This is a genomic window from Nocardioides sp. IC4_145 (genome assembly GCF_011250565.1).
GTDB lineage: Bacteria > Actinomycetota > Actinomycetes > Propionibacteriales > Nocardioidaceae > Nocardioides.
This window is the reverse complement of sequence record NZ_JAANMS010000008.1, coordinates 30,393-56,179: the sequence shown is the minus strand read 5'-3', so window position 1 is coordinate 56,179 and position 25,787 is coordinate 30,393. Positions and strand designations below refer to the sequence as shown.

Here is a 25,787-nt window from a genome sequence, read left to right as displayed (position 1 = left end):
TCACGCGTCCTCGGGCAGCGGCGTGACGAGCCCGGGCCGGTCGGCGACGACGACGCGGCCGGCCTCGAGGTCGACCTCGGGCACGAGCGCCTTGACGAACGGCACCAGCGTGTCGCGACCGTCCGGCGTGCGGATCGCCAGGAGGTCCTGCGCGCCACCGTGGACGAGCCCGGTGACGGCGCCGAGCTCCGCCCCCTCGAGGTCGTACGCCGCCAGGCCGACGAGCTGGTGGTCGTAGTACTCGTCGGGGTCGGCGGGGGTCTCGTCGACCGGGACGGTCGCGTGGAGCACGATGCCGCGTGCGGCCTCCGCGGCGTTGCGGTCACCGATCTCCTCGAACGCGACCAGCAGCGTGGTCTGGTGCCAGCGCGAGCTCGCGACCGTCAGCGTGCGCAGCGACGACGCGGCGCCCTTCGGCGGCTCGGCGCGCAGCCGCGAGCCCACGGCGTACCGCCGCTCCGGCTCGTCGGTCCGCACGTCGACCGTGACCTCGCCGCGGAGGCCGTGCGGCTTGCCGATGCGCCCCACGACCAGCTCGATCGTCTCCACTGCTGCTCTCCTCGGTGCACTCGTGAAATGCGAACGGGTGCCGCTCCCCGCAGGGAGCGGCACCCGTCCAATGCCTGCTGACGCAGTGTCGCCGGTCAGCGCCGGTCGACGTCGACGAAGTCGATCCGCGCACCCTCGCGGCCGGCCAGGGCCGAGACGACGGTGCGGAACGCCGACGCGGTGCGTCCGCCGCGACCGATCACCTTGCCGAGGTCGTCGGGGTGGACCCGGACCTCCAGGACGGAGCCGCGGCGCAGCTGCTTGTCCCGGACGACCACGTCGTCGGGGTTGTCCACGACGCCGCGGACCAGGTGCTCGAGCGCGTCGGCCAGCATCGGGCTCAGGCCTGCTTGTCCGCGTCAGGACGCTCGGGGTCGGCGTCCGACGTGGTCTCGGCGGTCTCGATCGCCTCGGCCTCCTCGGTCGCACCCTCGGGGGTCTCGACCGCGGGGGTCACGTTGGCCTCGGGGGCCGCGGCGGACTCGGACTCGGCGGCCTCGGTCTTCTTGGCGGCCTTCTTGGTGACGGCGTCACCGCGGGGCTCGCTCTGGGCCTCCTTAAGGGCCTCGTTGAAGATCTCGAGCTTGTCGCGCTTGGGCTCGGCATGGCGCAGGGTGCCCTCGGCGCCCGGCTCACCCTTGAACTTCTGCCAGTCGCCGGTCACCTTGAGGATCGCTGCGACGGGCTCGGTCGGCTGCGCGCCGACGCCCAGCCAGTACTGCGCCCGCTCGGAGACGACCTCGATGTACGAGGGGTCCTCCTTGGGGTGGTACTTGCCGATCTCCTCGAGGACGCGACCGTCGCGCTTCTTGCGCGAGTCGACGACGACGATGCGGTACTGCGGCACCCGGACCTTGCCCAGGCGCTTCAAACGGATCTTGACGGCCACAGCTGTGGTGTCTCCTCAGGATGTCGTGTGTGGTGAGGCGCACCGCCACCAGGTGGGGACCGGGTCGGGCTCCTCGGATGGGTCTCGCGGGCCCGGGTGAGAGGGTCCGGGCGCGCAGGACTCAGCGGGGAAGTCTGCCAGACCGGCGCGCGGGCGGCGAAATCGGGCATGGTCGCCCCATGACCACCCCTCCGGGACCTCCGCCTCCCCCACCGTACGCCGCCGGGCCGGCGGGACCGGCCGGCCCGGACCCGCGCCGTCCGCGGCCGAGCGGCTGGTGGTTCGTCCTGGGTGGCGCGCTGCTCGTCGGGGCGGTCGCCGCGGGCGCCGCGCTCCTGCTCTGGACGCTCTCCTCCTTCATGGAGACCGACGCGACCGTGCCGGCCGACGGCGTGGCGCACCCCGTCTCCGTGCCGGCCGACGGCGACCGCGTCCTGTGGTTCCCGGCGGGGACGAGGCTCACGTGCCGCGTGGTCGACTCGGAGGCCGGACAGGAGGTGACGCTCCGGGCGGTGTCCGGGTCCTTCGAGAAGTCCGACGGCGACGGCGACTGGTTCGCCGCCCGGCGGTTCGACCCCGGCTCGGGCGAGCTGGACGTGACCTGCACCAGCCCGGCCGCGAGCCCGGACGTGCAGGTCGGACCGGCGCCCGACATCGGCGGGTTCCTCGGCTCGATCGCGCTGACCGTCGCGGTCCCGCTGCTGCTGGGGCTCGCCGGGCTGGTCGTGCTCCTCGTGACCGCTGTTCGCTGGGCGACCGGCCGACCGCGCGACTGACGGGTTCATCGAGACATTTATCGGCGCTAGCGCAGGTAAGTAGTGACACAGGTCACGTCCGGGTCTACCGTGCCGAAGGTGGCGAGACATGGGGTGACCACGGCAGGAGCACGGACAGCGGCGGCTGTGCTCGGGGCGACCCTCGCGCTGGCACTGGCGGGCTGCGGCTCGCAGGTCGCGCCGGGGACGGTCGCCCGGGTGACGAGCGCCGGGGCCCTCGCCCCGGGGGCGGCGGACCTGGACGGGACCGACCCGGCGATCGCCGACGGCGATGTCGACGCGAGCGGGAACGGCACGGGCACCACGGCCGGCTCGGCCGGCGGCGGTTCGACCACCGGGAGCACGGGCTCGGCCGGGACCGGCAGCGCCGGGGGCTCGTCCGGTGGGTCGTCCGGCGGGTCGTCCGGCAGCGGCGCTCCCCCGGCCGCCGACCCTGACCAGCAGGGCAGCTGCGACGGCTTCGCCAACACCACCGGCGTGACCGACGGGACGATCACCCTCGCCAACGTCTCCGACATCTCCGGCCCGGTGCCCGGGGTGTTCCAGGCCGCCCAGGACGGCGCGCGCGCGTTCGCGGCGTACTTCAACGCCACCTCGGACATCTGCGGCCGCAAGCTCGAGGTGCTCGCGCTCGACAGCCGCGCTGACTCCGCGGCCAACCAGGTCGCCTACACCAAGGCGTGCGACGAGGCGTTCGCGGCGATCGGCTCGATGTCGGTCTTCGACGACGGCGGGGCCGCGACCGCGCAGGAGTGCGGCCTGCCCGACCTGCACGCGCTCTCGGTCTCCCAGCAGGTCTTCGAGTGCTCCACCTGCTTCGGCACGGCGTCTGTCACCCCGACGCTGCAGCCCGCGGCGGTCCCTCAGTACCTCCGCAAGGCGTACGGCGCCGCTGCCGACAAGGTCGGCGTGCTCTACATCAACGTCGGCACCGTCCCGCTCGCCTCCAAGCGGCTGGCCGAGGCGTGGAAGAAGGGCGGGCTCGGCGTCGACTACGTGCAGGCCATCGACGTGGCGGAGTTCAACTACGCCCCCTACGTCCAGGAGCTGAAGAACCGCGGGATCGAGCTGGTCACCTACGTCGGCCCCTACCAGCACACGATCCGCCTGCAGCAGGCGATGCAGCAGCAGGGCTACGAGCCGAAGGCGTTCATCCAGGACCAGACGATCTACGACGACACCTACGTGCAGGAGGCGGGCGCGGCCGGCGAGGGCACGCTCGTCTACACGACGACCGCGCTGCTCGACGACATGCGCAACCAGGAGGTCGCGCTCTACCGCTCATGGCTCGAGCAGGTCCGGCCGGGCGCGGTCGCGACGATCTACGGCGCGTACGCGTGGTCGGCGACCCGTCTCTTCGTGGAGCAGGCGAACCGGCTCGGCGGGAGGCTCGCACGTCCCTCCCTGGTCGCGGCGCTCCGCAAGGTGTCGGACTGGACGGGCAACGGACTGCACTCGCCGCAGCAGGTCGGGTCCAAGCGGAGCGGGGACTGCGTCCGGTTCATCCAGCTCGGCGGCGGCCGCTGGAAGCAGGTCTCCCCCGGCGACTACGTCTGCGGTGAGCTGGTCCAGGTCTCCTGACGCCCGGGCCTACGCCGGGGTGCGGCCGACCACCCGGCCGCGCAGCACGACGCAGACCGGCTCCCACAGCGCGGTCGGGTCCGCCACCGGGTCGCGGTCGTAGACGACGAGGTCCGCGCTCGCGCCCTCCGCGAGCACGTCGAACCCGAGCCACTCCCGCCCGCGCCACGAGGCGGCGGCCACGACGTCCACTGCCGGCAGGCCGAGGTCGACCATCGCCTGCACCTCGCCGGCCAGCCAGCCGTGGCGCTGGGCGCCGCCACCGTCGCTGCCGACGTACATCGGCACGCCCGCCTCGTGGGCCGACATCAGCACCTCGCGCCGACGGGCGAAGAGGTCCTCCATGGTCGCGGCGTACGCCGGGAACCTCTCGCGCCCCTGCTCGGCGAACGTCGGGAACTTGGCCGTCTGCATCACCGTCGGCACCAGCGCCACCCCACGCGCGGCCATCTGGTCGAGCTGGTCGAGCGAGAGGCCGGTGCCGTGCTCGATGCAGTCGATGCCGGCGTCGAGCAGCCCCTGGAGCACGTCGCGGCCGAAGCAGTGCGCGGTGACCTTGGCGCCCTCGGCCTGCGCAGCGGCGATCGCCTCCGCGAAGGCCTCCGCGGGGAAGGACGGCGCGAGGTCGCCCGCGTCGCGGGAGATCCAGTCGCCGACGACCTTCACCCAGCCATCGCTGCCGCGAGCCTCCCGGGCGAGGTACGACGCCAGGTCGGCCGGCTCGACCTCGTGCGCGTAGTTCCGGATGTACCGCTTCGTGCGAGCGACGTGCCGACCCGCTCGCACCAGGCGCGGCAGGTCCTGACGCTCCTGGACCCAGCGCGTGTCGGCGGGTGACCCGCAGTCACGCAGCAGCAGCGCCCCCGCGTCGCGGTCGGCCAGCGCCTGGGCCTCGATCTCGGACTCGTCGACGGCGCCGTGGTCCTCCAGACCGAGGTGGTTGTGGGCGTCGACGAGACCGGGCAGGATCCAGCCGCGCGCGACCGTCTCGGCCCCGGGCTGCGGCTCGTAGGTGACCGTCCCGTCCACGACGTACAGGTCGCGGCTCTCGCCGTCGGGCAGGACCGGTCCGGAGAACTTCAGCGCAGCCATGGCCCGACGCTAGCGGGCCCGGTCAGTCGGTCAGGTCCAGCAGCCACGACGGACCGACGGCGAGCGCGCCGACCCCCTGCACCCGCGCCTGCAGCATCCGGTCGGCGGTCACCACCGTGACCCGGCTGCCGCGCTGCACCGCGGCGCGAGCCTCCGCGACGATCGTGTCGTCACCGACACCCTTCGCGTGCACGGTCCGCACGTGCGCATCGCGGCCGGCCCGCACCCCACCCTTCGCCGCTCCCTCGAGCACGAGGACCACCTCGTCCTGCGGCACGTCGGCGACCAGCAACCGCTCGTGCAGCCGCCGCGCCGCCCCCGCCCGGTCCTTCCACCACCCGTCGGGGCGGCTGCCCACGACGTTGGCTCCGTCGACGACAAGGACGGTCGTGATGGGCTTGCCTCTCGTCTCGCTGGATCACTTCAGGAACTTGCTGAAGTCCTTCGGCAGGTCCAGGGCGGCAGCGGCCTTCTCGTAGTCCACGTCCTCGCCGCCGGGCAGCCCGAACGGGTTGGCCGGAGCAGCGGCGGCCTTCTCCTTCTCGGCGGCCGCCTGCTGGGCGGCCTTGGCGGGGTTGCCGGAGCGCTTGGCGCCCTTGCCCTTCTTCTGCTGGGGCTTGGCCTTGCCCTTCTTCGGGCCGCCGGCACCGGGCATCCCGGGCATGCCCGGCATGCCGGGGAACCCACCGCCGCGGGCCATCTGCATCATCATCTTCCGCGCCTCGAAGAAGCGGTCGACGAGCTGGTTGACGTCGGAGACCTGGCGGCCGGACCCCTTGGCGATGCGGGCGCGGCGGGAGCCGTCGATGATCTTGGGGTTGGCCCGCTCGGCCGGGGTCATCGACTGGATGATCGCCTGGATCCGGTCGATCTCGCGCTCGTCGAAGTTCTCCAGCTGCTCGCGGAACTGGCCCATCCCGGGCAGCATCCCCATGATCTTGGACATCGAGCCGAGCTTGCGGACCTGCTGCATCTGCTCGAGGAAGTCGTCGAGGGTGAACTCGCCGCCCTGCCCGCTGAGCTTGGCGGCCGCCTTCATCGCCTGCTCGGAGTCGAAGGCCTTCTCGGCCTGCTCGATCAGGGTCATGACGTCGCCCATGTCGAGGATGCGCGAGGCCATGCGGTCGGGGTGGAAGAGGTCGAAGTCGGTCATCTTCTCGCCGTTGGAGGCGAACATGACCGGCTTGCCGGTGATGGAGGCGATCGACAGCGCCGCACCACCGCGGGCGTCACCGTCGAGCTTGGTGAGGACGACCCCGTCGTACCCGACGCCGTCGAGGAACGCCTGCGCGGTCGAGACCGCGTCCTGGCCGATCATGGCGTCGACGACGAAGAGCACCTCGTCGGGCGTGACGGCGTCGCGGATGTCGGAGGCCTGCTGCATCAGCTCGGCGTCGACGCCGAGACGGCCGGCGGTGTCGACGATGACGACGTCGTGCAGGCGGCGCTTGGCCTCCTCGATCGACGCGCGGGCGACGGAGACGGGGTCCCCGACGCCGTTGCCGGGCTCGGGGGCGAAGACGGGTACGCCGACCCGCTCGCCGTTGACCTCGAGCTGCCGGACGGCGTTGGGCCGCTGCAGGTCGCAGGCCACGAGCATCGGCGTCTTGCCCTGCTCCTTGAGCCACAGCGCGAGCTTGGCGGCCAGGGTCGTCTTGCCGGCGCCCTGGAGGCCGGCGAGCATGATGACCGTGGGGCCGGTCTTGGCGTACCGCAGCCGCCGGGTCTCCCCGCCGAGGATGGCGACGAGCTCCTCGTTGACGATCTTGACGATCTGCTGGGCGGGGTTCAGCGCCTGGCTGACCTCCTCGCCACGGGCGCGCTCCTTGACGGCGGCCACGAACTCCTTGACGACCGGCAGCGCGACGTCCGCCTCGAGCAGGGCGATCCTGATCTCGCGGGCGGTGGCGTCGATGTCGGCCTCGGAGAGCCGGCCCTTGCCGCGGAGGTTCTTGAAGGTGTCGGCGAGCCGGTCGGAGAGGGTGGCGAACACGTGAATCCTGACGATCGGTGACGGGTACGACGGGTGGTCGGACGCCCAAATCGTAACCGGGCCACGTGGCTACCCACCGCCCGCTCGGCGTGCAATGGTGAGCCCCACAGGTGAGCGCAGTCACTCGGGACAGGAGCACCACCATGAGCACGACCACCGACGCCTCCCCACAGCCGGCGCATCCGACCGGCCCACCGCGACGCCCCGGCGTACGTTCTGTCCTGGTCTGGGGAGCGGTCGCGCTCGTCGGTGCGGTCTGCTGGGCGGTGCTCGCCCTCTCCCGCGGCGAGGACGTCTCGGCGCTGTGGATGCTGTTCGCGGCGCTGAGCTCCTACGCCATCGCCTACCGCTTCTACTCACGCTTCATCGCGCGCCGGGTGCTGGAGGTCGACGACACCCGGGCCACGCCGGCCGAGCGGCTGGACAACGGCGTGGACTTCGAGGTGACCGACCGCCGGGTGCTCTTCGGCCACCACTTCGCGGCCATCGCCGGCGCCGGACCGCTCGTGGGACCGGTCCTCGCCGCGCAGATGGGCTACCTGCCCGGGACGATCTGGATCATCGTCGGCGTCATCCTGGCCGGCGCCGTGCAGGACATGGTCGTGCTGTTCTTCTCGGTCCGCCGCGACGGCAAGAGCCTGGGCCAGATGGTCCGCGAGGAGATCGGCGTCGTGGGCGGCATCGCGGCGTTGATCGCGGTCTTCGCGATCATGATCATCATCCTGGCGGTGCTCGCGCTGGTTGTCGTCAACGCGCTCGCGGAGTCGCCGTGGGGCGTCTTCTCGATCGGGCTGACCATCCCCATCGCGCTGTTCATGGGCTTCTACCTGCGCTGCCTGCGACCCGGCCGGGTGCTCGAGGTGACCGCGATCGGCGTGGTCCTGCTGCTGCTCGCGATCGTCGCCGGCGGCTGGATCGACGGCTCGGCTCTCGCCGACGACCTCACGCTGTCGAAGGAGACGCTGACCCTCTGCCTGGTGGCCTACGGCTTCATCGCGTCGGTGCTGCCGGTGTGGATGCTGCTCACCCCGCGCGACTACCTCTCGACGTTCATGAAGGTCGGCGTGATCGTCCTGCTGGCCGTCGGCCTGGTCATCGCCGCGCCCACGATCCAGGCCGACGCGGTCACGTCGTTCGCCACCGACGGCGACGGGCCGGTGTTCGCGGGCAAGGTCTTCCCGTTCGTGTTCATCACGATCGCGTGCGGCGCGCTGTCCGGCTTCCACGCCCTGATCGCCTCGGGCACCACGCCGAAGCTGCTGGCCAAGGAGAGCCAGGTCCGGATGATCGGGTACGGCGGCATGCTGATGGAGTCCTTCGTGGCCATCAGCGCGCTCATCGCGGCGGTCGTCATCGACCAGGGGCTCTACTACTCGATGAACGCCCCGGCCGGCGCCACGGGAGGCACGGTCGAGAGCGCCGCGGAGTTCGTGGCGAACCTCGGCTTCACGATCACCCCCGACCAGCTCGCCGCCGCGGCTGCTGCGGTCGAGGAGGAGTCGCTAATCTCCCGCACGGGCGGCGCGCCCACGCTGGCGTTCGGCCTCTCGCAGGTCTTCTCCGAGGCGTTCGGCGGCGGGCTCCAGGCGTTCTGGTACCACTTCGCGATCATGTTCGAGGCGCTGTTCATCCTCACCGCCGTCGACGCCGGCACCCGCGTCGGCCGGTTCATGCTCCAGGACACCGTCGGCAACGTCTGGAAGCGCTTCGGCGACACCTCGTGGACGGTCGGGACGTGGATCGCCAGCGCCGTCGTCGTCGGCGCCTGGGGGTCGATGCTGTACGTCGGCGTCACCGACCCGCTCGGCGGGATCAACCAGCTCTTCCCGCTGTTCGGCATCGCCAACCAGCTGCTGGCCGCCATCGCGCTGACCCTGTGCGTCACGCTCCTCATCAAGCACGACAAGCTGCGCTGGGCCTGGGTGCCGGGCATCCCGCTCGCCTGGGACCTCGTCGTCACGATGACCGCGAGCTGGCAGAAGGTCTTCTCCGACAACCCGGCGATCGGCTACTTCGCCCAGGCCGACCGCTACCGCGAGGCACGGGACGCGGGCGAGGTGCTCGCTCCGGCCGCCGATGCCGGCCAGATGGACCAGGTCGTCTTCAACTCCACCCTCAACGGCGTGCTGCAGGCGGCGTTCGCGCTGCTCGTCATCGTCATCGTCGCGAACGCCGTCGTCATCTGGGTCCGCGCGGCCCGGGCCGGCGGCCTGCCGACCACCGAGGTGCCGCACACCCCCTCGCGGATCGTCGCGCCCGCCGACTTCTTCGCCACCGCCGAGGAGAAGGAGGCGATGCGCGCCTGGGAGGAGTCCCACGGCGCCGAGCCGGTCGGGGGCCGGCGATGAGCGCCGGACCCGCGGTGCGGGTGCGCCGCGCCGTCGACGGTGTCCGGTGGTACCTCAAGGAGGTCACCGGCGAGTCCCGCTGGGAGGCCTACCTCGCCCGCTGCGAGCGGGACGGGGTCGACCCGATGACCCGCCGGGACTACGAGCGGCACCGGATCGACCTGCGCGAGCACAACCCCCAGTCGCGCTGCTGCTGAGCCGACCGCTCGGCACCGTCGTCGGGGTAGTAACGGACGCTTCTGGCCTCTGCCGGCACAGTGACGGACGTTCCCGACCGTTACTACCCCGCTACCGGCCCGGCTGCGGCCTACTCCCCGGACAGCGCGGCGCGGACGGCGTGGGCGGCCTCGGCGGCGCGGCTGTCGGGCAGCGGGCCGGCGTCGGCCTCCTGGACGTAGAACACGTCGACCGCCTGAGGGCCCAGGGTGTCGACGTGCGCCGAGCGGACGGCGACGCCGAGCCGGGCCAGCGCGGCGCAGACCAGGTGCACGACGCCGGGGCGGTCGGTGGCACGCACCTCGAGCACGGTCGACTGCGCCGAGGCCTCGGGGCGTACGGCGACGGTGGGGGCGAGCACGTCGGGGCCGGCCGGTCGTAGGCGGGCGGTCGGGTCGACCGCGCCGGAGCGGACGGCGTCGTACCGCGTGCGGAGGACGGTCGGGTCGAGACCCCCGGCCGCGACCTCGAAGACGGCGACGGCGTGCTGGTCCTGGGCCCAGGCACGGGCCGCGCGGACGGGCAGCCGCTGGAGCGCGAGCACGCCGGCCAGGTCCGCGAGCAGGCCCACGCGGTCGGGCGCCAGCACGGTGACCCGCGCCCCGTCGGCGAGCTCCTCGACCGCGAACGACACCTCGCCGCGGCGTACCTCCGCAGGCACCGGCACCTCCTCGGGCACCACCGGCGCCGGCGCGGAGCCGGTGTCCAGGGCGGTGCGCGTCCTGCGGGCCAGGTCGAGCACGAGCCCGGCCCGCCAGGAGGACCACGCCTTGGGCGCGGTGGCCTTGGCGTCCGCCTCGGTGAGCGCGGTCAGCAGCGAGAGCGCCTCGGCGGAGCCGACCCGGGAGGTCACCAGCTCGACCGTCGCGGGGTCGTCGGGGTCGCGGGTGGTGGCCGTCTCGGCGAGGAGGAGGTGCCAGCGCACCAGCGTGCCGACCAGCTCCACCGCCTCGGCGTCGAAGCCCATCCGACGGGCGATGTCGCGGGCGATCGGCTCGCCGGCGACGCTGTGTTCGGTCAGGCTGCCCTTTCCGATGTCGTGCAGCAGCGCGGCGACCATCAGGACGTCGGGGCGCGCCACGGTCCGGATGAGCGCGGACGCCTCGACGCAGGTCTCGACGACGTGGCGGTCGACGGTGAAGCGGTGGATGGCCGACGCGTGCGGCAGCAGCCGGATCCGCTCCCACTCGGGCAGGACCGCGCCGAGCGCTCCGGTCTCCTCGAGCGTGTCCCAGGTGTCGACGAGGCCGCGCCCCGAGGCGAGCAGGCGCACCAGCAGCCGGCGCGCCTCGGCCGGCCAGGGGTCGGGCAGCGGGGCACACTCGCGTGCCAGCCGGGCCGCTGTGGGCGGGGCCAGCACGACGTCGCGCTCCGCGGCCTCCGCGGCGGCACGCAGGAGGAGCACCGGGTCGTCGGCCGGCCGGGCGCCGCGGTCGAGCACGACCTCGTCGCCGGCCAGGGCGACGCCGGGGGCGATCGGGGTCAGCGCGGGCCGGCGGGCGCCGACAGCAGCCGGCCGGGCGAGGTAGTCGTCGACCCGGCGCCAGGTCAGCCGGGACAGGTGGGTGATCCGGCGGCCGAGCTCGCGCACGTGCACCTGGGCGGCGCGGGCGTCGGGGACCTCCAGGCGGGTCGCGAGCTCCGCCCACATCTCGGGGGTGACCCGGTCGCTCGGCCGGCCGGCCACCTCCTGCACCAGGTCGCGGACGTCGAGCAGGGCGAGCCGCACCCGCTCCAGCTCGACGTGGGGCACGTCGACGAGCCAGGTCGCCACCAGCGCGCGGAGCACGGTCGCGTCGCGCAGCCCGCCCTCGGCCTCCTTCAGGTCCGGGACGGACACGTGCGCGAGCTCGCCGACCAGGTCGTGCCGCGCCCGCACCAGCCGCTCGACCACCGGCAACCGCTCGCGGGCGCCGCGGCGCCACTGCGCCAGCATGGTGGTCCGCAGCCGCAGCGACAGGCCGGGGTCGCCGGCGAGGTGCCGGACGTCGAGCGAGCCGAGGGCGACCTTCACGTCCGCCTCGGCCGTCGTCACCATCTCCGGCAGCGCCCGCACCGAGTGGTCGACCCTCACGCCGGAGTCCCACAGCGGGTACCACAGCCGGTCCGCGACCTCCCCCGGGTCGACGCCCTCGTCGTGGACCAGGACGACGTCGAGGTCGGAGTGGGGCGCGAGCTCGGAGCGGCCGTAGCCGCCGACGGCCACCAGCGCCATCCCGCTCTCGGGCCCGCCGGCGCCGTCGTAGGCCTTGAGGCAGAGCGCGTCGGCCTGCTCGGTCCGGGCGGCGCGTTCGGCGGCGGTCACGGCGTCCTGGGGAGGGTCGTCGCGGGGCGGGCCGGCTCGGTGCCGTGTCGTCGCTCCGGGTCCGCAGTGGCCAGCTCCATGCGCTCCTCCTGTCGCGACGCTCCCCCGGTCCGGGAGGCGCGCCGATCATGCCCGACGGACGGCGACGGCCCGGCTCCCCACGCTGGGGAGCCGGGCCGTCGACGGTTCACAGGGCGGCTTCGTCCTTGTCGCCGGTGCGGACCCGCACCACCGTCTCGACGGGGCTGACCCAGACCTTGCCGTCCCCGATCCGGCCGGTCTGCGCGGTCTTGACGACGATGCCGACGACGTCGTCGGCGTCACCGTCGTCGACCACGATCTCGATCCGGATCTTGGGCACGAGCGCGATGTCGTACTCCGCGCCCCGGTAGACCTCGGTGTGGCCCTTCTGGCGTCCGTACCCGCTGACCTCGCTGACCGTCATGCCGGTCACCCCGAAGGTCTCGAGCGCCTCGCGGACGTCCTCCCACTTGTGCGGCTTGATGACCGCGGTCACGAGCTTCACGCGCTGGCTCCTTCCGTGCTCTTGGTCGCTCCCGCGAGGACCCCGGACTTGCCGGCACCCCCACCGAAGCTGCTGCTGTGCAGGTCGTACGCCGACTCGCCGTGCGCCACGAGGTCGATGCCCTCGACCTCGTCGTCCTCGTTGATGCGCAGACCCATCGTGTACTTGATGGCCAGGCCGATGACCGTGGTGAGGACACCGACGTAGACGATCGCGACGAGGACACCGAGGACCTGGTCGACCAGGGAGTCGACCCCGCCGCCGTAGAGGAGGCCGTCGATGCCCCCGGCGCCGTCCGCGGTGGAGAACACCCCGATGAGGACGGTGCCGACGATGCCGCCGACCAGGTGGACGCCGACCACGTCCAGCGAGTCGTCGTACCCGAGCTTGTACTTCAGGCCGACGGCCCAGGCGCAGATCGCGCCGGCGAGCAGGCCGATCGCCACGGCGCCCTCGATGTCGACCGCACCGGCCGCCGGGGTGATGGCGACGAGGCCGGCCACGATGCCCGACGCGGCACCGAGCGAGGTGGCCTTCTTGTGCAGCAGCCGCTCGACGACCAGCCAGCCGAGGATGGCGGCCATGGTGGCCAGGGTGGTGTTCGCGAAGGTGCGGCCGGTCTCGGAGAAGAACTGGGCCATGTCGGCCTCCTCGCTCTCCCCGCCGAAGACGATCGAGCCGACGTTGAAGCCGTACCAACCCATCCACAGCAGACCGGCGCCGAGCATGGTCAGCGTCAGGTTGTGGGGACGCATCTTCTCCTTCGGGAAGCCGAGGCGCTTGCCGAGGAGCAGCACGAGCACGAGCGCCGCGATGCCGGCGTTGATGTGGACGGCCGTGCCGCCCGCGTAGTCCTGGGCGCCGATCCGGCCGCAGATGAGCGAGTCGTCGGTGCAGGAGAAGACCATGTGGGCCATCGGGAAGTAGACGATGACCGCCCACAGCGGGACGAAGACGACCCACGCGGAGAACTTCATCCGACCCTCGACCGCGCCGCTGATCAGGGCCGCGGTGATGACGGCGAACGTCATCTGGAACATCACGAAGACGTAGTCGGCAGTGTCGACGCCGTCGAGCCAGAAGAGCTCGAACGGGTTGGCGAAGAACGTGCCGTCGCCGCCGAAGCCCATCGACCAGCCGATCGCGACGTAGATGATGCCGACGATCGCCGCGGCGACGAACGACATCATCATCATGTTCAGCACCGACTTCGACCGCGACATGCCGCCGTAGAAGAGCGCCAGCGCGGGCACGGTCATCATCAGGACGAACGCTGTCGCCACCAGCATGAACGCGTAGTAGCCGTCCACGAAACCTCCAGGTTGCTCTCGGGGAGACGGCCCGCACGCGCTCGACGTCGCTGTCCGGCGCGGGTCCGCCTGTTGTCGAGAACACTCGGCCCGCCAGATTTCACCGCTCGCCGTCGACTGTTGCGAGCAGGAAACGAGTCCTGGAGTTTTGTTGCGTCCCGGTTACGGGCCGCGCGCGCCGCGTTTGGGCGTCCGGCCCGCCGCGCCCGGCAGGGGCGGTCAGCCCAGCAGGGCGTCGACGAACGCGCCGGCGTCGAACGGCGCCAGGTCGTCGGCGCCCTCGCCGAGGCCGACGAGCTTGACCGGTACGCCGAGCTCGCGCTGCACCGCGACCACGATGCCGCCCTTGGCCGAGCCGTCGAGCTTGGTCAGCACGATGCCGGTGACGTCGACGACCTCGCTGAACACGCGCGCCTGGATCATGCCGTTCTGGCCGGTGGTCGCGTCGAGCACCAGCAGCACCTCGGTGACCGGCGCCTGCTTCTCGATGACGCGCTTGACCTTGCCGAGCTCGTCCATCAGGCCGGCCTTGTTCTGCAGGCGGCCGGCGGTGTCGACGATGACGGTGTCGACCCCGCGGGTCACGCCCTCCTTGACGGCCTCGAACGCGACGCTCGCCGGGTCGGTGCCCTCCGGGCCGCGGACGACCTCGACGCCGACCCGCTCGCCCCACGTCGCTAGCTGCTCGACGGCGGCGGCGCGGAAGGTGTCCGCCGCGCCGAGCACGACGCTGTGGTCCTCCGCGACGAGGATGCGCGAGATCTTGCCGACAGTGGTGGTCTTGCCGGCACCGTTGACGCCGACGACCAGGACGACGCCCGGCTGGCCGTCGGCCCCGCTGACCTGGAGGCGGCGGTCCATCGACGGGTCGACGAGCGCCAGCAGCTCCTCGCGCAGGACCGTGCGGGCGTCCGCGCCGGTGCCGCCCTCGACGCGCATCCGGGTGCGCAGCCGCTCGACGAGCTCCTGGGTCGGCCCGACGCCGATGTCGGCGGTCAGCAGCGTGTCCTCGATCGACTCCCACGTGTCCTCGTCGAGCCGGTCGCGGCTCAGCAGCGCGAGCAGGCCGCGGCCGAGCGCGCCCTGGGACCCGGCCAGGCGCTGGCGCAGCCGCACCAGGCGGCTCGCCGTGCCCTCCGGGCGCTCGAGCGCCGGGGCCTCCTCGAGGAGCTCCTCGGGGACCTCGACCTCGGGCTCGAGGGTCGCCGGCGGCGAGCTGAGCTCGACCGGCGGCTCGTCCTCGGCCGCCTCGACGGGCGGCTTGACGATGACGTCGGTGTGGGTGTTCGGCAGCGGCTTCGGGCCGCGGCGCCGACCGACGATGAGCCCGGTGACGGTCGCGACGAGGCCGAGGCCGACGAGCGCGACGACGAGGATCAAGAGGGCGAGGGCGTCCATGGTCGTCATCCAACCATCCGGGTCCGCGGCGCCCGAAAAGCGCCGGGGACGGACGGGGGGGTCAGTGCCCGCGGCCCGCGGGCACCTCGTCGCGCTCGGGGTCCAGCAGCGGCGCGCGCTCGGCGACGCGGCTCATCGCGTCACCGAGCCAGGGGGCCTGCGGCACCTGCTGGCCGCGGTGCGGGAAGGCCACGAAGGTCATCACGAGTCCCGCCACGACGAGGATGAACACCATCACCAGGGAGATCGTCAGCACGCCCCATTGATACCCCTGTGACGCAAGTGACGGGCAATCGGTCAGCGCAGGAGCGGCGTGACCGCGGCGCGGATCACGTCCGGCACCGGCGTGACCGGGCGGGTGGGGTCGGTGTCGTCGACGTACACGTGCACGAACCGCCCCTCGGCCGCGGCCTCGTCGGAGTCACCCTGGAACAACCCGATCCGGTAGACCACCGAGGAGGTGCCGACCTTGTCGCAGACCAGGCCGGCCTCGATGGGCGCCGGGAACCCGAGCTCGCGGAAGTAGCGGCAGCCGGTCTCGGCGACGATCCCGATCTGCGGCAGCCGGCGGATGTCGAGCCCGGTCGCCTCGTAGAGGTGCGCGTTCACCGCGGTGTCGAACATCTCGTAGTACGTCGCGTTGTTGAGGTGGCCGTAGGCGTCGTCGTCGCGCCACCGGGTCGTGATGGTCCGCCAGGCGACGTAGTCGGCCCGGGTCGGCCGGGTGCGGTCGCTCATGCCGGCTCCGGCTCGCGCAGCCGCTGGCTGATGACGGCCGAGACGCCGTCCCCCCGCATCGTCACGCCGTACAACGCGTCCCCGACCTCCATCGTGCGCTTCTGGTGGGTGATGACGAGCAGCTGCGAGCTCTCGCGCAGCTCCTCGTAGATCTCGAGCAGGCGCCCGAGGTTGGTGTCGTCCAGGGCGGCCTCGACCTCGTCGAGGATGTAGAACGGTGAGGGCCGGGCCTTGAACAGCGACACGAGGAAGCACACGGCCACCAGCGAGCGCTCGCCGCCGGAGAGCAGCGAGAGCCGCTTGACCTTCTTGCCGGCCGGCCGGGCCTCGACCTCGATGCCGGTGGTCAGCATGCTGTCGGGGTCGGTGAGCACGAGCCGCCCCTCGCCGCCGGGGAAGAGCCGCGCGAAGGTGGCGTCGAAGGCGCGCTCGACGTCGGCGTACGCCTCGGTGAAGACCTGCTCGACGCGGGTGTCGACCTCCCGGACGATGTCGAGGAGGTCCTTGCGGGTCTTGCGCAGGTCCTCGAGCTGCTCGGTGAGGAACCGGTGCCGCTCCTCCATCGCGGAGAACTCCTCGAGCGCCAACGGGTTCACCCGCCCGAGCATCGACAGTGCCCGCTCGGCGGCGCGCAGCCGCTTCTCCTGCTCGGCCCGGACGTAGGGCACCGGCTCGGGCGCCGGGTCGTCCTCGGCGGCGTCCGGGGCCGGCGCGACCGGGACCGGCACGTCGGGGCCGTACTCCCCCACCAGCGCGTCCGGGGCCAGGCCGAGCTCCTCGACCGCGCGCTGCTCGAGCTGCTCGATGCGCATCGTCTGCTGGGCGCGGGCCAGCTCGTCGCGGTGCGCGGAGCTGACCAGCTCGTCGTGCTCCCGGGCGAGGTCGCGCAGCCGGGTGCGCACCTCGCGCAGCTGCTCCTCGCGGCCGGCGCGGGCCTGCTCCACCGCGCTGCGCGCCTCGGCGGCCCGCGCCACCGAGGTCTCCAGCCGGGTGAGCACGTGCGCGACGGCCGTGCCGACCGCCTCGGCGGCGCGGCCCTCGCGCAGGAGCCGCTCGCGGCGCTCGGCGGCCTTCGCCCGTGCCTCGCGCTCGACGCGGGCGGCGCGCAGCAGCCCGTCGGCGCGACCGTGCAGCGCGCGGGCGCGCTCCTCCGCGGTGCGCAGCGCGAGCCGGGCGTCCATCTCCCCCTGGCGGGCGTCGCGCGCGGCCGCCGTCAACCGCTCCCGGTCACCGGTGTCGGGCTCCTCGTCGGGCGCCTCCTCGGCGGTCGCGAGCCGGGCCTCGAGCTCGGCCAGCCCGGCGACGGCCTGCTCGCGCCCCTCCCGCGCCTTCGCGATCGCCTGGGCCAGCCGCTCGGCCTCACCGCGGGCCGCGCGCGCCTGCGAGCCGTGCTGCCCCAGCTCCTCGGCGACCGCAGCGAGGGTCGCGTCGGACTCGTGCAGCTTGGCCATCGCCACGTCGGCCCGCTTCTGCGCCTCCAGCCGCTCGGCCTCCAGCCGCGAGATGTCGAAGGAGAGCCGCTCCCCTGCCGCGGTCACCTCGGCGAGCTGGGCGGCCGCCTCGTCGACCGCGGCCTGCACCTCGATCAGGCTGGGCCGGCTGCTCGAGCCGCCGGCGGCGAGGTGCGCGGCGAGCACGTCGCCCTCGCGGGTCACGGCGGTCAGGTCGGGCAGGTCGGCCAGCAGCGCGCGGGCGGTCGCGAGGTTGTCGACCACCGCGACGCGGTCGAGGAGCCGTCCCACCGCGGGCCGCAGGTCGTCGGGGCACTCCACCACGTCCACGGCGTACGTCGCGTGGCCCGGCAGCGCGGGCCGGTCGCCGGCCGTGGACCCCGTCCCTGCCCCGGCGAGCAGCAGCCCGGCCCGGCCGAGGTCCTCGCCCTTGAGGTGGGCGATCGCGTCGACGGCGGCGTCCGCGCCGGTGACCGCGACCGCGTCGGCCGCCTGTCCCAGGGCGGCGGCGACCGCCGTCTCGAAGCCGCTGCGCACGGTGAGGAGCGCGGCGACGGAGCCGAGCAGGCCCGAGACCGTGCCGGTGGCGGCGAGCAGGGCACCGGCGCCGTCCTTGCGGTCCAGGCCCAGCTCGAGGGCGTCCTTGCGCGCGGCCAGCGCGGAGCGGTCCCGGTCGGCCTGCTGGGCGGCCTCGCGGACCTTGGCGAGCCGCTCCTCGACGTCGTCGAGCAGCGAGGTCGCGGCCTCGTGCTCGGCGTCGAGGCCCTCCTCGCCGGCGTCGAGGCCGGCGACCCGGGTCTCGAGCGCCGTGAAGGCGCGCTGCGCGCGCTCGGCGCGGGCGAGGGCTTCCTCGCGTGCCGCCGTCAGCCGGCCCACCTCCTCGTCGGCGGCCGAGGCGCGGGAGCGGAGCGCGTTGACCTGGCCGTGCAGGCGGGCGAGCCCCTCGCGACGGTCGGCGGCCGCCCGCTGGAGCGCGGCGATCCGGCGGTCCTCCTCGGCGGCCGCGTCCTCGGCGGCGCGGCGGGCGGCGACGGCCTCCTCCAGCGCGGTGCGGTGGCGGTCGACCTCGGCCGCGGTGCGCTGCTCGTTCTCGCGCATCCGCTCGGCCTCGGCCTCGAGCTCCTCGGGGTCGCGGCCGCCGCGGTGCTCGCTCTCGGCGGTGCCGGCGGCGTTGCGGACCCGCTCGGCGGCCAGCGACTGGGTGCCGCGAAGGCGCTCGCGCAGCCCGGACAGGGAAAACCACGTCTCCTGGGCCGCCGCCAGCGCGGGCAGGTCCTCGCGCAGCGCGGCCTCTAGCGACGCCTCGGTCTCCCGGGCGGCCGCGATCGCGGCCTCGACCTGCTCGCGCCGCTGCACCAGCACCGACTCGTCGGCCATCTCCTGCTCGAGCGCGGTGCGCGCGGCGACCAGGTCGTCGGCGAGCAGCCGGGCCCGGGCGTCGCGGACGTCGGCCTGGACGGTCTGCGCCCGACGGGCCACCTCGGCCTGGCGGCCCAGCGGCTTGAGCTGGCGGCGGATCTCGCCGATCAGGTCGCCCAGCCGGTTGAGGTTGCCCTCGGTCGCGTCGAGCTTGCGGAGCGCCTTCTCCTTGCGCTTGCGGTGCTTGAGGACGCCCGCGGCCTCCTCGATGAACCCGCGGCGGTCCTCGGGGGTCGCGTGCAGGATCTGGTCGAGCTGGCCCTGCCCGACGATCACGTGCATCTCGCGGCCGATGCCGGAGTCCGACAGCAGCTCCTGGACGTCGAGCAGCCGGCAGGTGCTGCCGTTGATGGCGTACTCCGAGCCGCCGGAGCGGAACATCGTGCGGCTGATCGTGACCTCGGCGTACTCGATCGGGAGGGCCCCGTCGGCGTTGTCGATGGTCAGCACGACCTCGGCGCGGCCCAGGGGCGGGCGGCCGGAGGTGCCGGCGAAGATGACGTCGTCCATCTTGCCGCCGCGCAGCGACTTGGCGCTGGCCTCGCCCATCACCCAGGCGAGCGCGTCGACGACGTTGGACTTGCCGGAACCGTTGGGCCCGACGATGCAGGTGATGCCCGGCTCGAGCTGGAGCGTCGTCGAGGAGGCGAAGGACTTGAACCCCTTGAGGGTCAGGCTCTTCAGGTACAACGGAGGCTCCCTACACCGGTCGGACGTCGGCGCTGATGTCGGACGGCCGTGGGGCCGCGCCGGGGGAAGCTCAGCGGGCGTCAGACTACCGCTCGGGATGCCCGTCCGTCGGTGACCGGGCCGGTCAGGCCGGCTGCATCTCCTGCAGCCCCGACTCGCGGTCGAGGATGTCGGCGGCCGAGGCCGCGACGAGCCGGTCGTTCTCCTCGCTCAGCTTGAGCACGAGGGCCTCGAGCTCGCGGACGCGGGCGCGGAGACGGGCGTTGTCCGCCGCGAGGCGGGGGTCACGCAGGTCGCTGTCCAGGTAGCCGATCAGCGCCTTGGCCATGGAGTGTTCCTTCGGGTCGAGGTGGACGTGCGCGGGGTGGTCCCGGCGAGGGGACCGTGGGGCGGCGTCGAGGCCGCCGGAGACGAGGGCCGCACGCGGGCGGGCCGTCTTCAAGAGTCCCACCACGGCGCCCCAGGGTCAATCCGGCGTCGATCCGGCGTCACTCCGGGACGGGCACCGCCGGCGGTCCCCCGACGGCCGGCGGCCGGCGGCGTCGCGGAGCGGGCTGGCAGCGGGGGCAGAAGTAGGAGGAGCGGTTCATGAACGCCACCCGGCGGATCGGCGTCCCGCACCGGTCGCAGGGCTCGCCCTCGCGTCCGTAGGCGTGCAGCGAGCGGTCGAAGTAGCCGGACTCGCCGTTGACGTTGACGTAGAGCGCGTCGAACGACGTGCCGCCCTGGGCCAGCGCGTCGGTCATCACGTCGCGGACGTGGCCGACCAGCTCGCGCACCTGCGGGCCGGTCAGGCGCTCCCCCGGCCGGTCGCCGTGGAGGCGGGCGCGCCACAGGGCCTCGTCGGCGTAGATGTTGCCGACGCCCGAGACGAGGTTCTGGTCCAGCAGCAGCCGCTTGATCCCGGAGGTGCGCCGGCGCACGCGGCGTACGACGTCGGCGAGGTCGAACCGCTCGTCGAGCGGGTCGCGGGCGATGTGGGCGATCTCCGGCGGCAGGTCGGCCCCGCCGGTCGAGACCGACAGCCCGCCGAACATCCGCTGGTCGACGAAGCGCAGCTCGCGGCCCTCGTCGGCGCCCTCGAGCGCGAGCCGCACCCGCAGGTGCCGCTCCGCGGGAGCGTCCGGCGGCTGCACCAGCAGCTGGCCGCTCATGCCGAGGTGCGCCAGCAACGCGTCGCCGTCGTCGAGCGGCAGCCAGAGGTACTTGCCGCGCCGGCGGGCCGCGAGGATCCGGCGGCCGTCCAGCGCCTGCGCGAAGCCCTCCGGCCCGCGGGCGTCGCGACGGACGGGACGCGGGTGGAGGACGTCGACGCGGGTGATCGTTGCGCCGAGCACGTGGCGCTCGAGGCCGGCCCGGACGACCTCGACCTCCGGCAGCTCGGGCACGGGATCAGGCCGGTTGCTGGCCGGTGGCGCTCGTGGCGGCGTCGACGGCGGGGTCGCTGACCCCGAGGGCGGCCGCGATCTCGCCGTACGCCGTCTCCGCGGCGGCCTGCTCGGCCTCCTTCTTGGAGCGGCCCACGCCGTTGCCGTAGAGCCGGTCGCCGACCCGGACCTGCGCGGTGAAGGTCTTCTGGTGGTCGGGGCCCTCGTCCTCGATGACGTACTCGGGCACGCCGAGGGCGTGCTCGGCGGCGAGCTCCTGGAGCGAGGTCTTCCAGTCCAGACCGGCACCGAGCGCCGACGCGGCCTCGATGAGCGGGTCGAAGAGGAGGTGGACGACCTTGGCGGAGGTCTCGAAGCCCCCACCGGAGAGGTGGACGGCCCCGATGACCGCCTCGACGGTGTCGGAGAGGATCGAGGCCTTGCCCCGACCGCCCGTCGACTCCTCGCCGCGGCCGAGCTTCACGTGCTCGCCGAGGCCGATGGCACGACCCACCTCGGCCAGCGCGCGGGCGTTGACGACCGCGGCGCGGAGCTTGGCCAGCCGACCCTCGGAGAGGTCGGGGTGGGTCGTGTAGAGCGTCTCGGTCACGACGACGCCGAGCACCGAGTCACCCAGGAACTCCAGGCGCTCGTTGGTCGGCAGGCCGCCGTTCTCGTACGCGTACGAACGGTGCGTGAGCGCACGCTCGAGCAGCTCGGGGTCCAGCTCCGGATCCCCGAGCGCCGCGCGCAGCTCGCTGTAGTTGGTCAGGGGACCGGTCTTCAGATGACCTGACGACGGTCGGCGCGAGCGCCGTACTGGCCGCACTCGCCGCACGCACGGTGCGGGAGGTGCTTGGCACCGCAGGCGGGGTTCGCGCAGGTCACCAGGGTGGGCGCGACGGCCTTCCAGGCCGACCGACGGTGACGCGTGTTGCTGCGCGACATCTTCCGCTTCGGGACTGCCACTGTTCTCTCCTCGGTTTGGGACCGGTTGGTGCCGGCCGTTCCTGGTCGTGCTCGCGGACCGGGTTCAGTCCTGCGAGCGGGTGCTGCTGTCTTCCTTCAGGGCCGCGAGACCCGCCCACCGCGGGTCGACCGGCGCCTCGTGCGAGTGGTCCGGGTCCTCGAGCCGCACACCGCACTCGGTGCACAACCCGGGACAGTCGTCCTCGCACAAGGGCTGGAACGGCAGTGCGAGCACCACCGCGTCCCGCAGCAGCGGCTCGAGGTCGAGCAGGTCGTCCTCGAGCGTGCTGACCTCGTCGTCCTCGTCGGGGTCGCCCCGGTGAGCAGGGTCGTCGTAGACGAACAGCTCCTGGAACGTGACCTCGGTGTCGTCCTCGATCGGCTCCAGGCACCGTGCGCACTCGCCCTCGAGCACGGCTCGCGCCGTGCCCGTCACCAGCACACCCTCCATGACCGCCTCGAGGCGCAGGTCGAGCTCGACCGGCGACCCCTCGGTGACCTTGAGGACTTCGATGCCCAGATCTGGCGGTGCCGGCACCGTCCGCGTCACCTGTCGCTGGGACCCCGGGCGGCGGCCGAGCTCGCGGGTGTCGAGCACGAGCGGCGCTCTCGGGTCCAGGCTTTTCAGGAGATCACTTCCGGGTCCGGGCACGTACAGATCAGCGAGAAGCCTAACCGCCGGGCCGAGGATCGGACAAAACGCTGCTCAGGGGCAGGTTCGGAGGCCGGACGGGGGGTCGGACGAAGGGTGCTGTCAGGCACCGTGCGCACGCCGTTCCGCGAGCCGCGCGGTGAGCCGCTCCAGCACCGGCGCGGGCACGAACGGGGCGACGTCGCCGCCGAACGCGGCGACCTCCTTCACCAGGCTGCTGGACAGGAACGACCACTCGGGGCGGGTGGGCACGAAGACAGTGTCGACGCCGGTGAGCGAGGAGTTCATGTGCGCCATGGGCAGCTCGTACTCGAAGTCGCCGGCGCCGCGCAGGCCCTTCACGATCGCGCGCACGTCGTTCTCCGCGCAGTAGGTCGTCAGCAGCCCCGTGAACCCGTCGACGCGGACGTTGTCCCACTCCGCGCACGCCTCCTCGAGCATCGCGAGGCGCTCCTCGGGGCCGAAGAGCCGGCTCTTCGAGGCGTTGACCCCGACGGCCACGACGACCTCGTCGAAGAGGACCGAGGCCCGTCCCACGACGTCGAGGTGCCCGTGGTGGACGGGGTCGAACGACCCCGGGCAGACGGCTCGGCGCACGTGCGGCTCCGCTCTAGTCCTCGGAGGACGGCTCGTCGGGGGACGGCTCGTCCGTGGCGTGGGCGGCGCGACCGTACCAGAGCACGGTCTCGCCGTAGCGGCGCTCGCGGACCGGCTCGATGCCGGTCGGCCAGGTGGGCTCGGGGCTGCGCGCGGAGCGCTCGACGACGACCAGCGCGTCCGGCACGAGCCAGCCGTTCTCGACGAGCGCCGCGAGGTCGCGCGCGAGGCTCGCCTCCTCCAGGGGGTACGGCGGGTCGCTGAACACCACGTCGTACGGCGCGGTCGGTGGCCGGTGCAGCGTGGTCCCGACGGAGGCGGCCACGACGTCGGCGCGGGCGAACCCCAGCGTGCGGGCGTTCTGCCGGACGAGCGCCGCGGTCCGGCGGTCCTGCTCGACGAGCGTGACGACGCCGGCGCCGCGCGACCACGCCTCGAGCCCGACGGCGCCGGACCCGGCGTAGAGGTCCAGGAACCGCAGGCCCTGCAGCGAGCCGCACCACGCCTCGATCGCGGAGAAGAGCGCCTCGCGCACGCGGTCGCTGGTCGGGCGGGTGGCGGCGCCGCGCGGGGTCGCGATCCGCCGGCCGCCGGCGCTGCCCCCGATGATCCTGGTCACTGCGCGCTCACGACTTCTCGATGAACCCGCCGGCGGCGAGCTCCATGTCGCGGACGGCGGCGGCGAGGCCCGGGGAATCGGCGAGCTCGGGGTCGCGGTCGAGCAGCGCGTCGGCGGTGCTCCGGGCCGCCACGATCGTCTTCTCGTCGCGCAGCACCCGGAGGTTCTGCAGGCTGGAGCGGTAGCCCGACTGGCTCGCGCCCAGGACGTCGCCCTCACGCCGCTGCTCCAGGTCGACCCGGCTCAGCTCGAAGCCGTCGGTCGTCGCGGCCACCGCCTCGAGGCGCTGGCGGGCGGGCGTGCCGGCCTCGGCGCGCGAGACCAGCAGGCAGAGGCCCGGCAGCCCGCCGCGGCCGACCCGGCCGCGCAGCTGGTGCAGCTGCGAGACGCCGAACCGGTCGGCGTCGAGCAGGACCATCGTGGTGGCGTTGGCGACGTCGACACCGACCTCGATGACCGTCGTGGACACCAGCACGTCGATGCCGCCGGCGGCGAAGGTGCGCATCGTGCGCTCCTTCTCGTCCGGGGCCATCCGGCCGTGGAGCGGGGCGACCCGGAGGCCGGCGAGCGCGCCCTCGGCCAGGTCGGCGACGACCTCCTCGACCGCCGCGAGCGGCGGGCCCTGCGGTTGCTGCGCCTTCTTCGGCGCAGCGGCCTCCGGCTCGTCCGGGTCGCCGTCCGGCGCGTCCTCGCCGCCCTGCTCGAGCTCGTCGCCCGCGATGCGGGGGCACACGACGTACACCTGGTGGCCGGCGGCCACCTCCTCGCGCACGCGCTCCCACACCCGGCCCATCCAGCCGGGGTGCTCGGCCACCGGGACGACGTTGGTCTGGATCGGGGCCCGACCGGCGGGGAGCTCGGTGAGCGTGGAGGTCTCAAGGTCGCCGAAGACCGTCATCGCGACCGTCCGCGGGATCGGGGTGGCCGTCATGACCAGCACGTGCGGCGGGGTGCCGGCCTTGCCGGTCAGCGCCGCGCGCTGCTCGACGCCGAAGCGGTGCTGCTCGTCGACGACGACGAGACCGAGGTCGAAGAAGGAGACGTTCTCCTCCAGCAGGGCGTGGGTGCCGATGACGATGCCGGCCTCGCCGGAGGCGATCCGCAGCAGCGGCTCGGTGCGCTGGCCCTTGGTCATCGACCCGGTCAGCAGCTCGACCGCGGTCGCCTCGGCCGGTCCGCCGAGCATGCCGCCGGTGGCGAGGTCGCCGAGCATGGCGGTGATCGAGCGGTGGTGCTGCTGGGCGAGGACCTCGGTGGGTGCGAGCAGCGCCGCCTGGCCGCCGGAGTCGACGACACGCAGCATCGCGCGCAGCGCCACGAGCGTCTTGCCGGAGCCGACCTCTCCCTGGAGGAGGCGGTTCATCGGGTGCGGCTCGGCGAGGTCCCGCTCGATCTCCTCCCCCACCGCCCGCTGGCCGGCGGTGAGCTCGAAGGGCAGCCGGGCGTCGAACGCCGCGAGCAGGCCGCCGTCCCCGCCCGTCCGGGCCTGCGCGCCGAGCGCCCGGAGCGCGCGGCGGCGGCGCGCCAGGACGAGCTGGGTGACCAGCGCCTCCTCGAAGCGGTAGCGCTTCAGCGCCGCACCGACCTGGCGGCGGTCGTCGGGCGCGTGGACCCAGTCCAGGGCCTTGCGGGCGGGCAGGAGGTCGTGCTCCTCGCGGACGTCGGCGGGCAGCACCTCCGGCACGTCGTCGAGGACGCTGCGGGCGAAGGTGATCGCGCGCTGCAGGTCCCACGACTCCACGCCGCTGGTCAGCGGGTAGATCGGGTAGAGCGCGCCCATCGCGTCGAGTTCCGCCTCCGCGTCGGAGCCCTCGGGGCCGCTGCCCTCGGGGCCGGCGCCGAAGAGCACCATCGTGGGGTTGGTCAGCTGCCAGTCGCCGCGGAAGACGCTCGCGCTGCCGACGAACAGCCCCCGGCGGCCGACCGCGAGGCGGCGGGCGTTCCACTCGGCGACGCCGCGGCCCTTCGCGAAGAACGACATCCGCAGCCGCGGGCCGTCGGTGGTCAGCACCACGTCGAGGCGGTACGCCGTGCGGCCGGTGCGGCGGTCGGTGTAGGTGCGCACGTCGGAGGAGACGACCTCGCCGACGACGGTGACCACCTCGCCGGGCTCCAGCTCGTCGACCTTGGTGAGCTCCTTGGTCTCGACGTACCGCCGCGGGAAGTGGCGCAGCAGGTCCCCGACCGTGCGGATGCCCAGCTTGTCCTCGATCTTGGCGCGCTTGCCCTTGTGGTCGCCGAGCACGGCGGCGACCGGGGTGTCGACGGTGATCACGCGGCGGCTGCTCCCCTCACCCGTGCG

25 protein-coding genes are annotated in these 25,787 nt (G+C 73.5%); 4 read left to right on the top strand and 21 right to left on the bottom strand.

The features are described 5' to 3' along the window. The 3 genes from rimM to rpsP form a co-directional block, all read right to left on the bottom strand. A complete protein-coding gene (gene rimM, locus G6553_RS05875) occupies nt 1–549 on the bottom strand; it encodes a ribosome maturation factor RimM (RefSeq protein ID WP_347565530.1) in 549 nt (182 codons plus the stop codon). 95 nt (nt 550–644) lie between these two features. Next, nucleotides 645–884 carry an RNA-binding protein gene (locus G6553_RS05870; protein WP_166190033.1) on the bottom strand — a complete coding sequence of 80 codons (240 nt, stop codon included), beginning with the start codon at nt 882–884 and terminating at the stop codon, nt 645–647. Nucleotides 885–889: 5 nt separating this feature from the next. Then, the gene (gene rpsP / locus G6553_RS05865; protein ID WP_166190031.1) at nt 890–1,438 is read right to left on the bottom strand and encodes a 30S ribosomal protein S16; all 549 of its coding nucleotides are present in this window, start codon (nt 1,436–1,438) and stop codon (nt 890–892) included. Between the two features lie 179 nt (nt 1,439–1,617). Between rpsP and G6553_RS05860 the strand changes: the two genes are divergently transcribed. Together G6553_RS05860 and G6553_RS05855 are read left to right on the top strand one after the other, a co-directional pair. Then, nucleotides 1,618–2,214 carry a hypothetical protein gene (locus tag G6553_RS05860; RefSeq protein ID WP_166190029.1) on the top strand — a complete coding sequence of 199 codons (597 nt, stop codon included), beginning with the start codon at nt 1,618–1,620 and terminating at the stop codon, nt 2,212–2,214. Between the two features lie 126 nt (nt 2,215–2,340). Beyond that, nucleotides 2,341–3,795 (top strand): ABC transporter substrate-binding protein, encoded by a 1,455-nt coding sequence (locus G6553_RS05855; RefSeq protein ID WP_166190027.1) that lies wholly within the window; start codon nt 2,341–2,343, stop codon nt 3,793–3,795. Nucleotides 3,796–3,804: 9 nt separating this feature from the next. Here G6553_RS05855 and G6553_RS05850 read toward each other — a convergent pair whose 3' ends face one another. From G6553_RS05850 to ffh, 3 genes are read right to left on the bottom strand one after another with little or no spacing between them, the layout of a single operon-like run. Beyond that, nucleotides 3,805–4,887, bottom strand: a complete 1,083-nt coding sequence (locus tag G6553_RS05850) for an amidohydrolase family protein (RefSeq protein WP_166190025.1) — start codon at nt 4,885–4,887, stop codon at nt 3,805–3,807. 22 nt (nt 4,888–4,909) lie between these two features. Then, complete coding sequence (locus G6553_RS05845; RefSeq protein ID WP_166190134.1) at nt 4,910–5,281, bottom strand: NYN domain-containing protein; 372 nt, start codon at nt 5,279–5,281, stop codon at nt 4,910–4,912. A 24-nt stretch (nt 5,282–5,305) separates the two neighbouring features. Next, nucleotides 5,306–6,880: a signal recognition particle protein gene (gene ffh, locus G6553_RS05840; RefSeq protein WP_166190022.1), complete on the bottom strand. Its 1,575-nt coding sequence runs from the start codon at nt 6,878–6,880 to the stop codon at nt 5,306–5,308. A gap of 143 nt (nt 6,881–7,023) precedes the next feature. On the opposite strand from ffh, the gene G6553_RS05835 reads away from it, so the two are divergent. Together G6553_RS05835 and G6553_RS05830 are read left to right on the top strand one after the other, a co-directional pair. Further along, on the top strand, nt 7,024–9,228 hold the full coding sequence (locus G6553_RS05835; protein WP_166190020.1) for a carbon starvation CstA family protein: 2,205 nt from the start codon (nt 7,024–7,026) through the stop codon (nt 9,226–9,228). Further along, on the top strand, nt 9,225–9,425 hold the full coding sequence (locus G6553_RS05830) for a YbdD/YjiX family protein (RefSeq protein WP_166190019.1): 201 nt from the start codon (nt 9,225–9,227) through the stop codon (nt 9,423–9,425). Before G6553_RS05835 ends, G6553_RS05830 begins: the two co-directional genes overlap by 4 nt. A gap of 110 nt (nt 9,426–9,535) precedes the next feature. Here G6553_RS05830 and G6553_RS05825 read toward each other — a convergent pair whose 3' ends face one another. The 15 genes from G6553_RS05825 to G6553_RS05755 all read right to left on the bottom strand — a co-directional run bounded on the left by G6553_RS05825 (nt 9,536) and on the right by G6553_RS05755 (nt 25,760). After that, nucleotides 9,536–11,749, bottom strand: a complete 2,214-nt coding sequence (locus tag G6553_RS05825) for a [protein-PII] uridylyltransferase (RefSeq protein WP_166190017.1) — start codon at nt 11,747–11,749, stop codon at nt 9,536–9,538. A gap of 187 nt (nt 11,750–11,936) precedes the next feature. After that, nucleotides 11,937–12,275, bottom strand: coding sequence for a P-II family nitrogen regulator (locus G6553_RS05820; protein WP_166190015.1), 339 nt, complete (start codon nt 12,273–12,275; stop codon nt 11,937–11,939). Beyond that, the gene (locus G6553_RS05815; protein ID WP_347565529.1) at nt 12,272–13,585 is read right to left on the bottom strand and encodes an ammonium transporter; all 1,314 of its coding nucleotides are present in this window, start codon (nt 13,583–13,585) and stop codon (nt 12,272–12,274) included. The genes G6553_RS05820 and G6553_RS05815 overlap by 4 nt, the downstream gene beginning before the upstream one ends. 219 nt (nt 13,586–13,804) lie before the next feature. Next, nucleotides 13,805–14,983: a signal recognition particle-docking protein FtsY gene (ftsY, locus tag G6553_RS05810; RefSeq protein ID WP_207619411.1), complete on the bottom strand. Its 1,179-nt coding sequence runs from the start codon at nt 14,981–14,983 to the stop codon at nt 13,805–13,807. Between the two features lie 61 nt (nt 14,984–15,044). Continuing rightward, nucleotides 15,045–15,239 (bottom strand): hypothetical protein, encoded by a 195-nt coding sequence (locus tag G6553_RS05805; RefSeq protein ID WP_166190011.1) that lies wholly within the window; start codon nt 15,237–15,239, stop codon nt 15,045–15,047. Between the two features lie 41 nt (nt 15,240–15,280). After that, a complete protein-coding gene (locus tag G6553_RS05800; RefSeq protein WP_166190009.1) occupies nt 15,281–15,721 on the bottom strand; it encodes a thioesterase family protein in 441 nt (146 codons plus the stop codon). Continuing rightward, entirely contained in the window at nt 15,718–19,281 is a 3,564-nt protein-coding gene (smc, locus tag G6553_RS05795) for a chromosome segregation protein SMC (RefSeq protein WP_166190007.1), read from the bottom strand. Before smc ends, G6553_RS05800 begins: the two co-directional genes overlap by 4 nt. 124 nt (nt 19,282–19,405) lie before the next feature. Beyond that, the gene (locus G6553_RS05790) at nt 19,406–19,609 is read right to left on the bottom strand and encodes a hypothetical protein (RefSeq protein WP_166190005.1); all 204 of its coding nucleotides are present in this window, start codon (nt 19,607–19,609) and stop codon (nt 19,406–19,408) included. Nucleotides 19,610–19,769: 160 nt separating this feature from the next. Beyond that, on the bottom strand, nt 19,770–20,669 hold the full coding sequence (gene mutM, locus G6553_RS05785; RefSeq protein WP_166190003.1) for a bifunctional DNA-formamidopyrimidine glycosylase/DNA-(apurinic or apyrimidinic site) lyase: 900 nt from the start codon (nt 20,667–20,669) through the stop codon (nt 19,770–19,772). A gap of 4 nt (nt 20,670–20,673) precedes the next feature. Continuing rightward, entirely contained in the window at nt 20,674–21,477 is an 804-nt protein-coding gene (gene rnc, locus G6553_RS05780) for a ribonuclease III (RefSeq protein ID WP_166190001.1), read from the bottom strand. Continuing rightward, nucleotides 21,432–21,617, bottom strand: coding sequence for a 50S ribosomal protein L32 (gene rpmF / locus G6553_RS05775; RefSeq protein ID WP_166189999.1), 186 nt, complete (start codon nt 21,615–21,617; stop codon nt 21,432–21,434). The genes rnc and rpmF overlap by 46 nt, the downstream gene beginning before the upstream one ends. A gap of 64 nt (nt 21,618–21,681) precedes the next feature. Beyond that, nucleotides 21,682–22,215, bottom strand: a complete 534-nt coding sequence (locus tag G6553_RS05770; RefSeq protein WP_347565528.1) for a YceD family protein — start codon at nt 22,213–22,215, stop codon at nt 21,682–21,684. Between the two features lie 156 nt (nt 22,216–22,371). After that, entirely contained in the window at nt 22,372–22,866 is a 495-nt protein-coding gene (coaD, locus tag G6553_RS05765) for a pantetheine-phosphate adenylyltransferase (protein ID WP_166189997.1), read from the bottom strand. A gap of 13 nt (nt 22,867–22,879) precedes the next feature. Further along, on the bottom strand, nt 22,880–23,485 hold the full coding sequence (gene rsmD, locus G6553_RS05760; RefSeq protein ID WP_166189996.1) for a 16S rRNA (guanine(966)-N(2))-methyltransferase RsmD: 606 nt from the start codon (nt 23,483–23,485) through the stop codon (nt 22,880–22,882). 7 nt (nt 23,486–23,492) lie between these two features. Continuing rightward, complete coding sequence (locus G6553_RS05755; protein WP_166189994.1) at nt 23,493–25,760, bottom strand: ATP-dependent DNA helicase RecG; 2,268 nt, start codon at nt 25,758–25,760, stop codon at nt 23,493–23,495. Between the last annotated feature and the right edge of the window lie 27 nt (nt 25,761–25,787).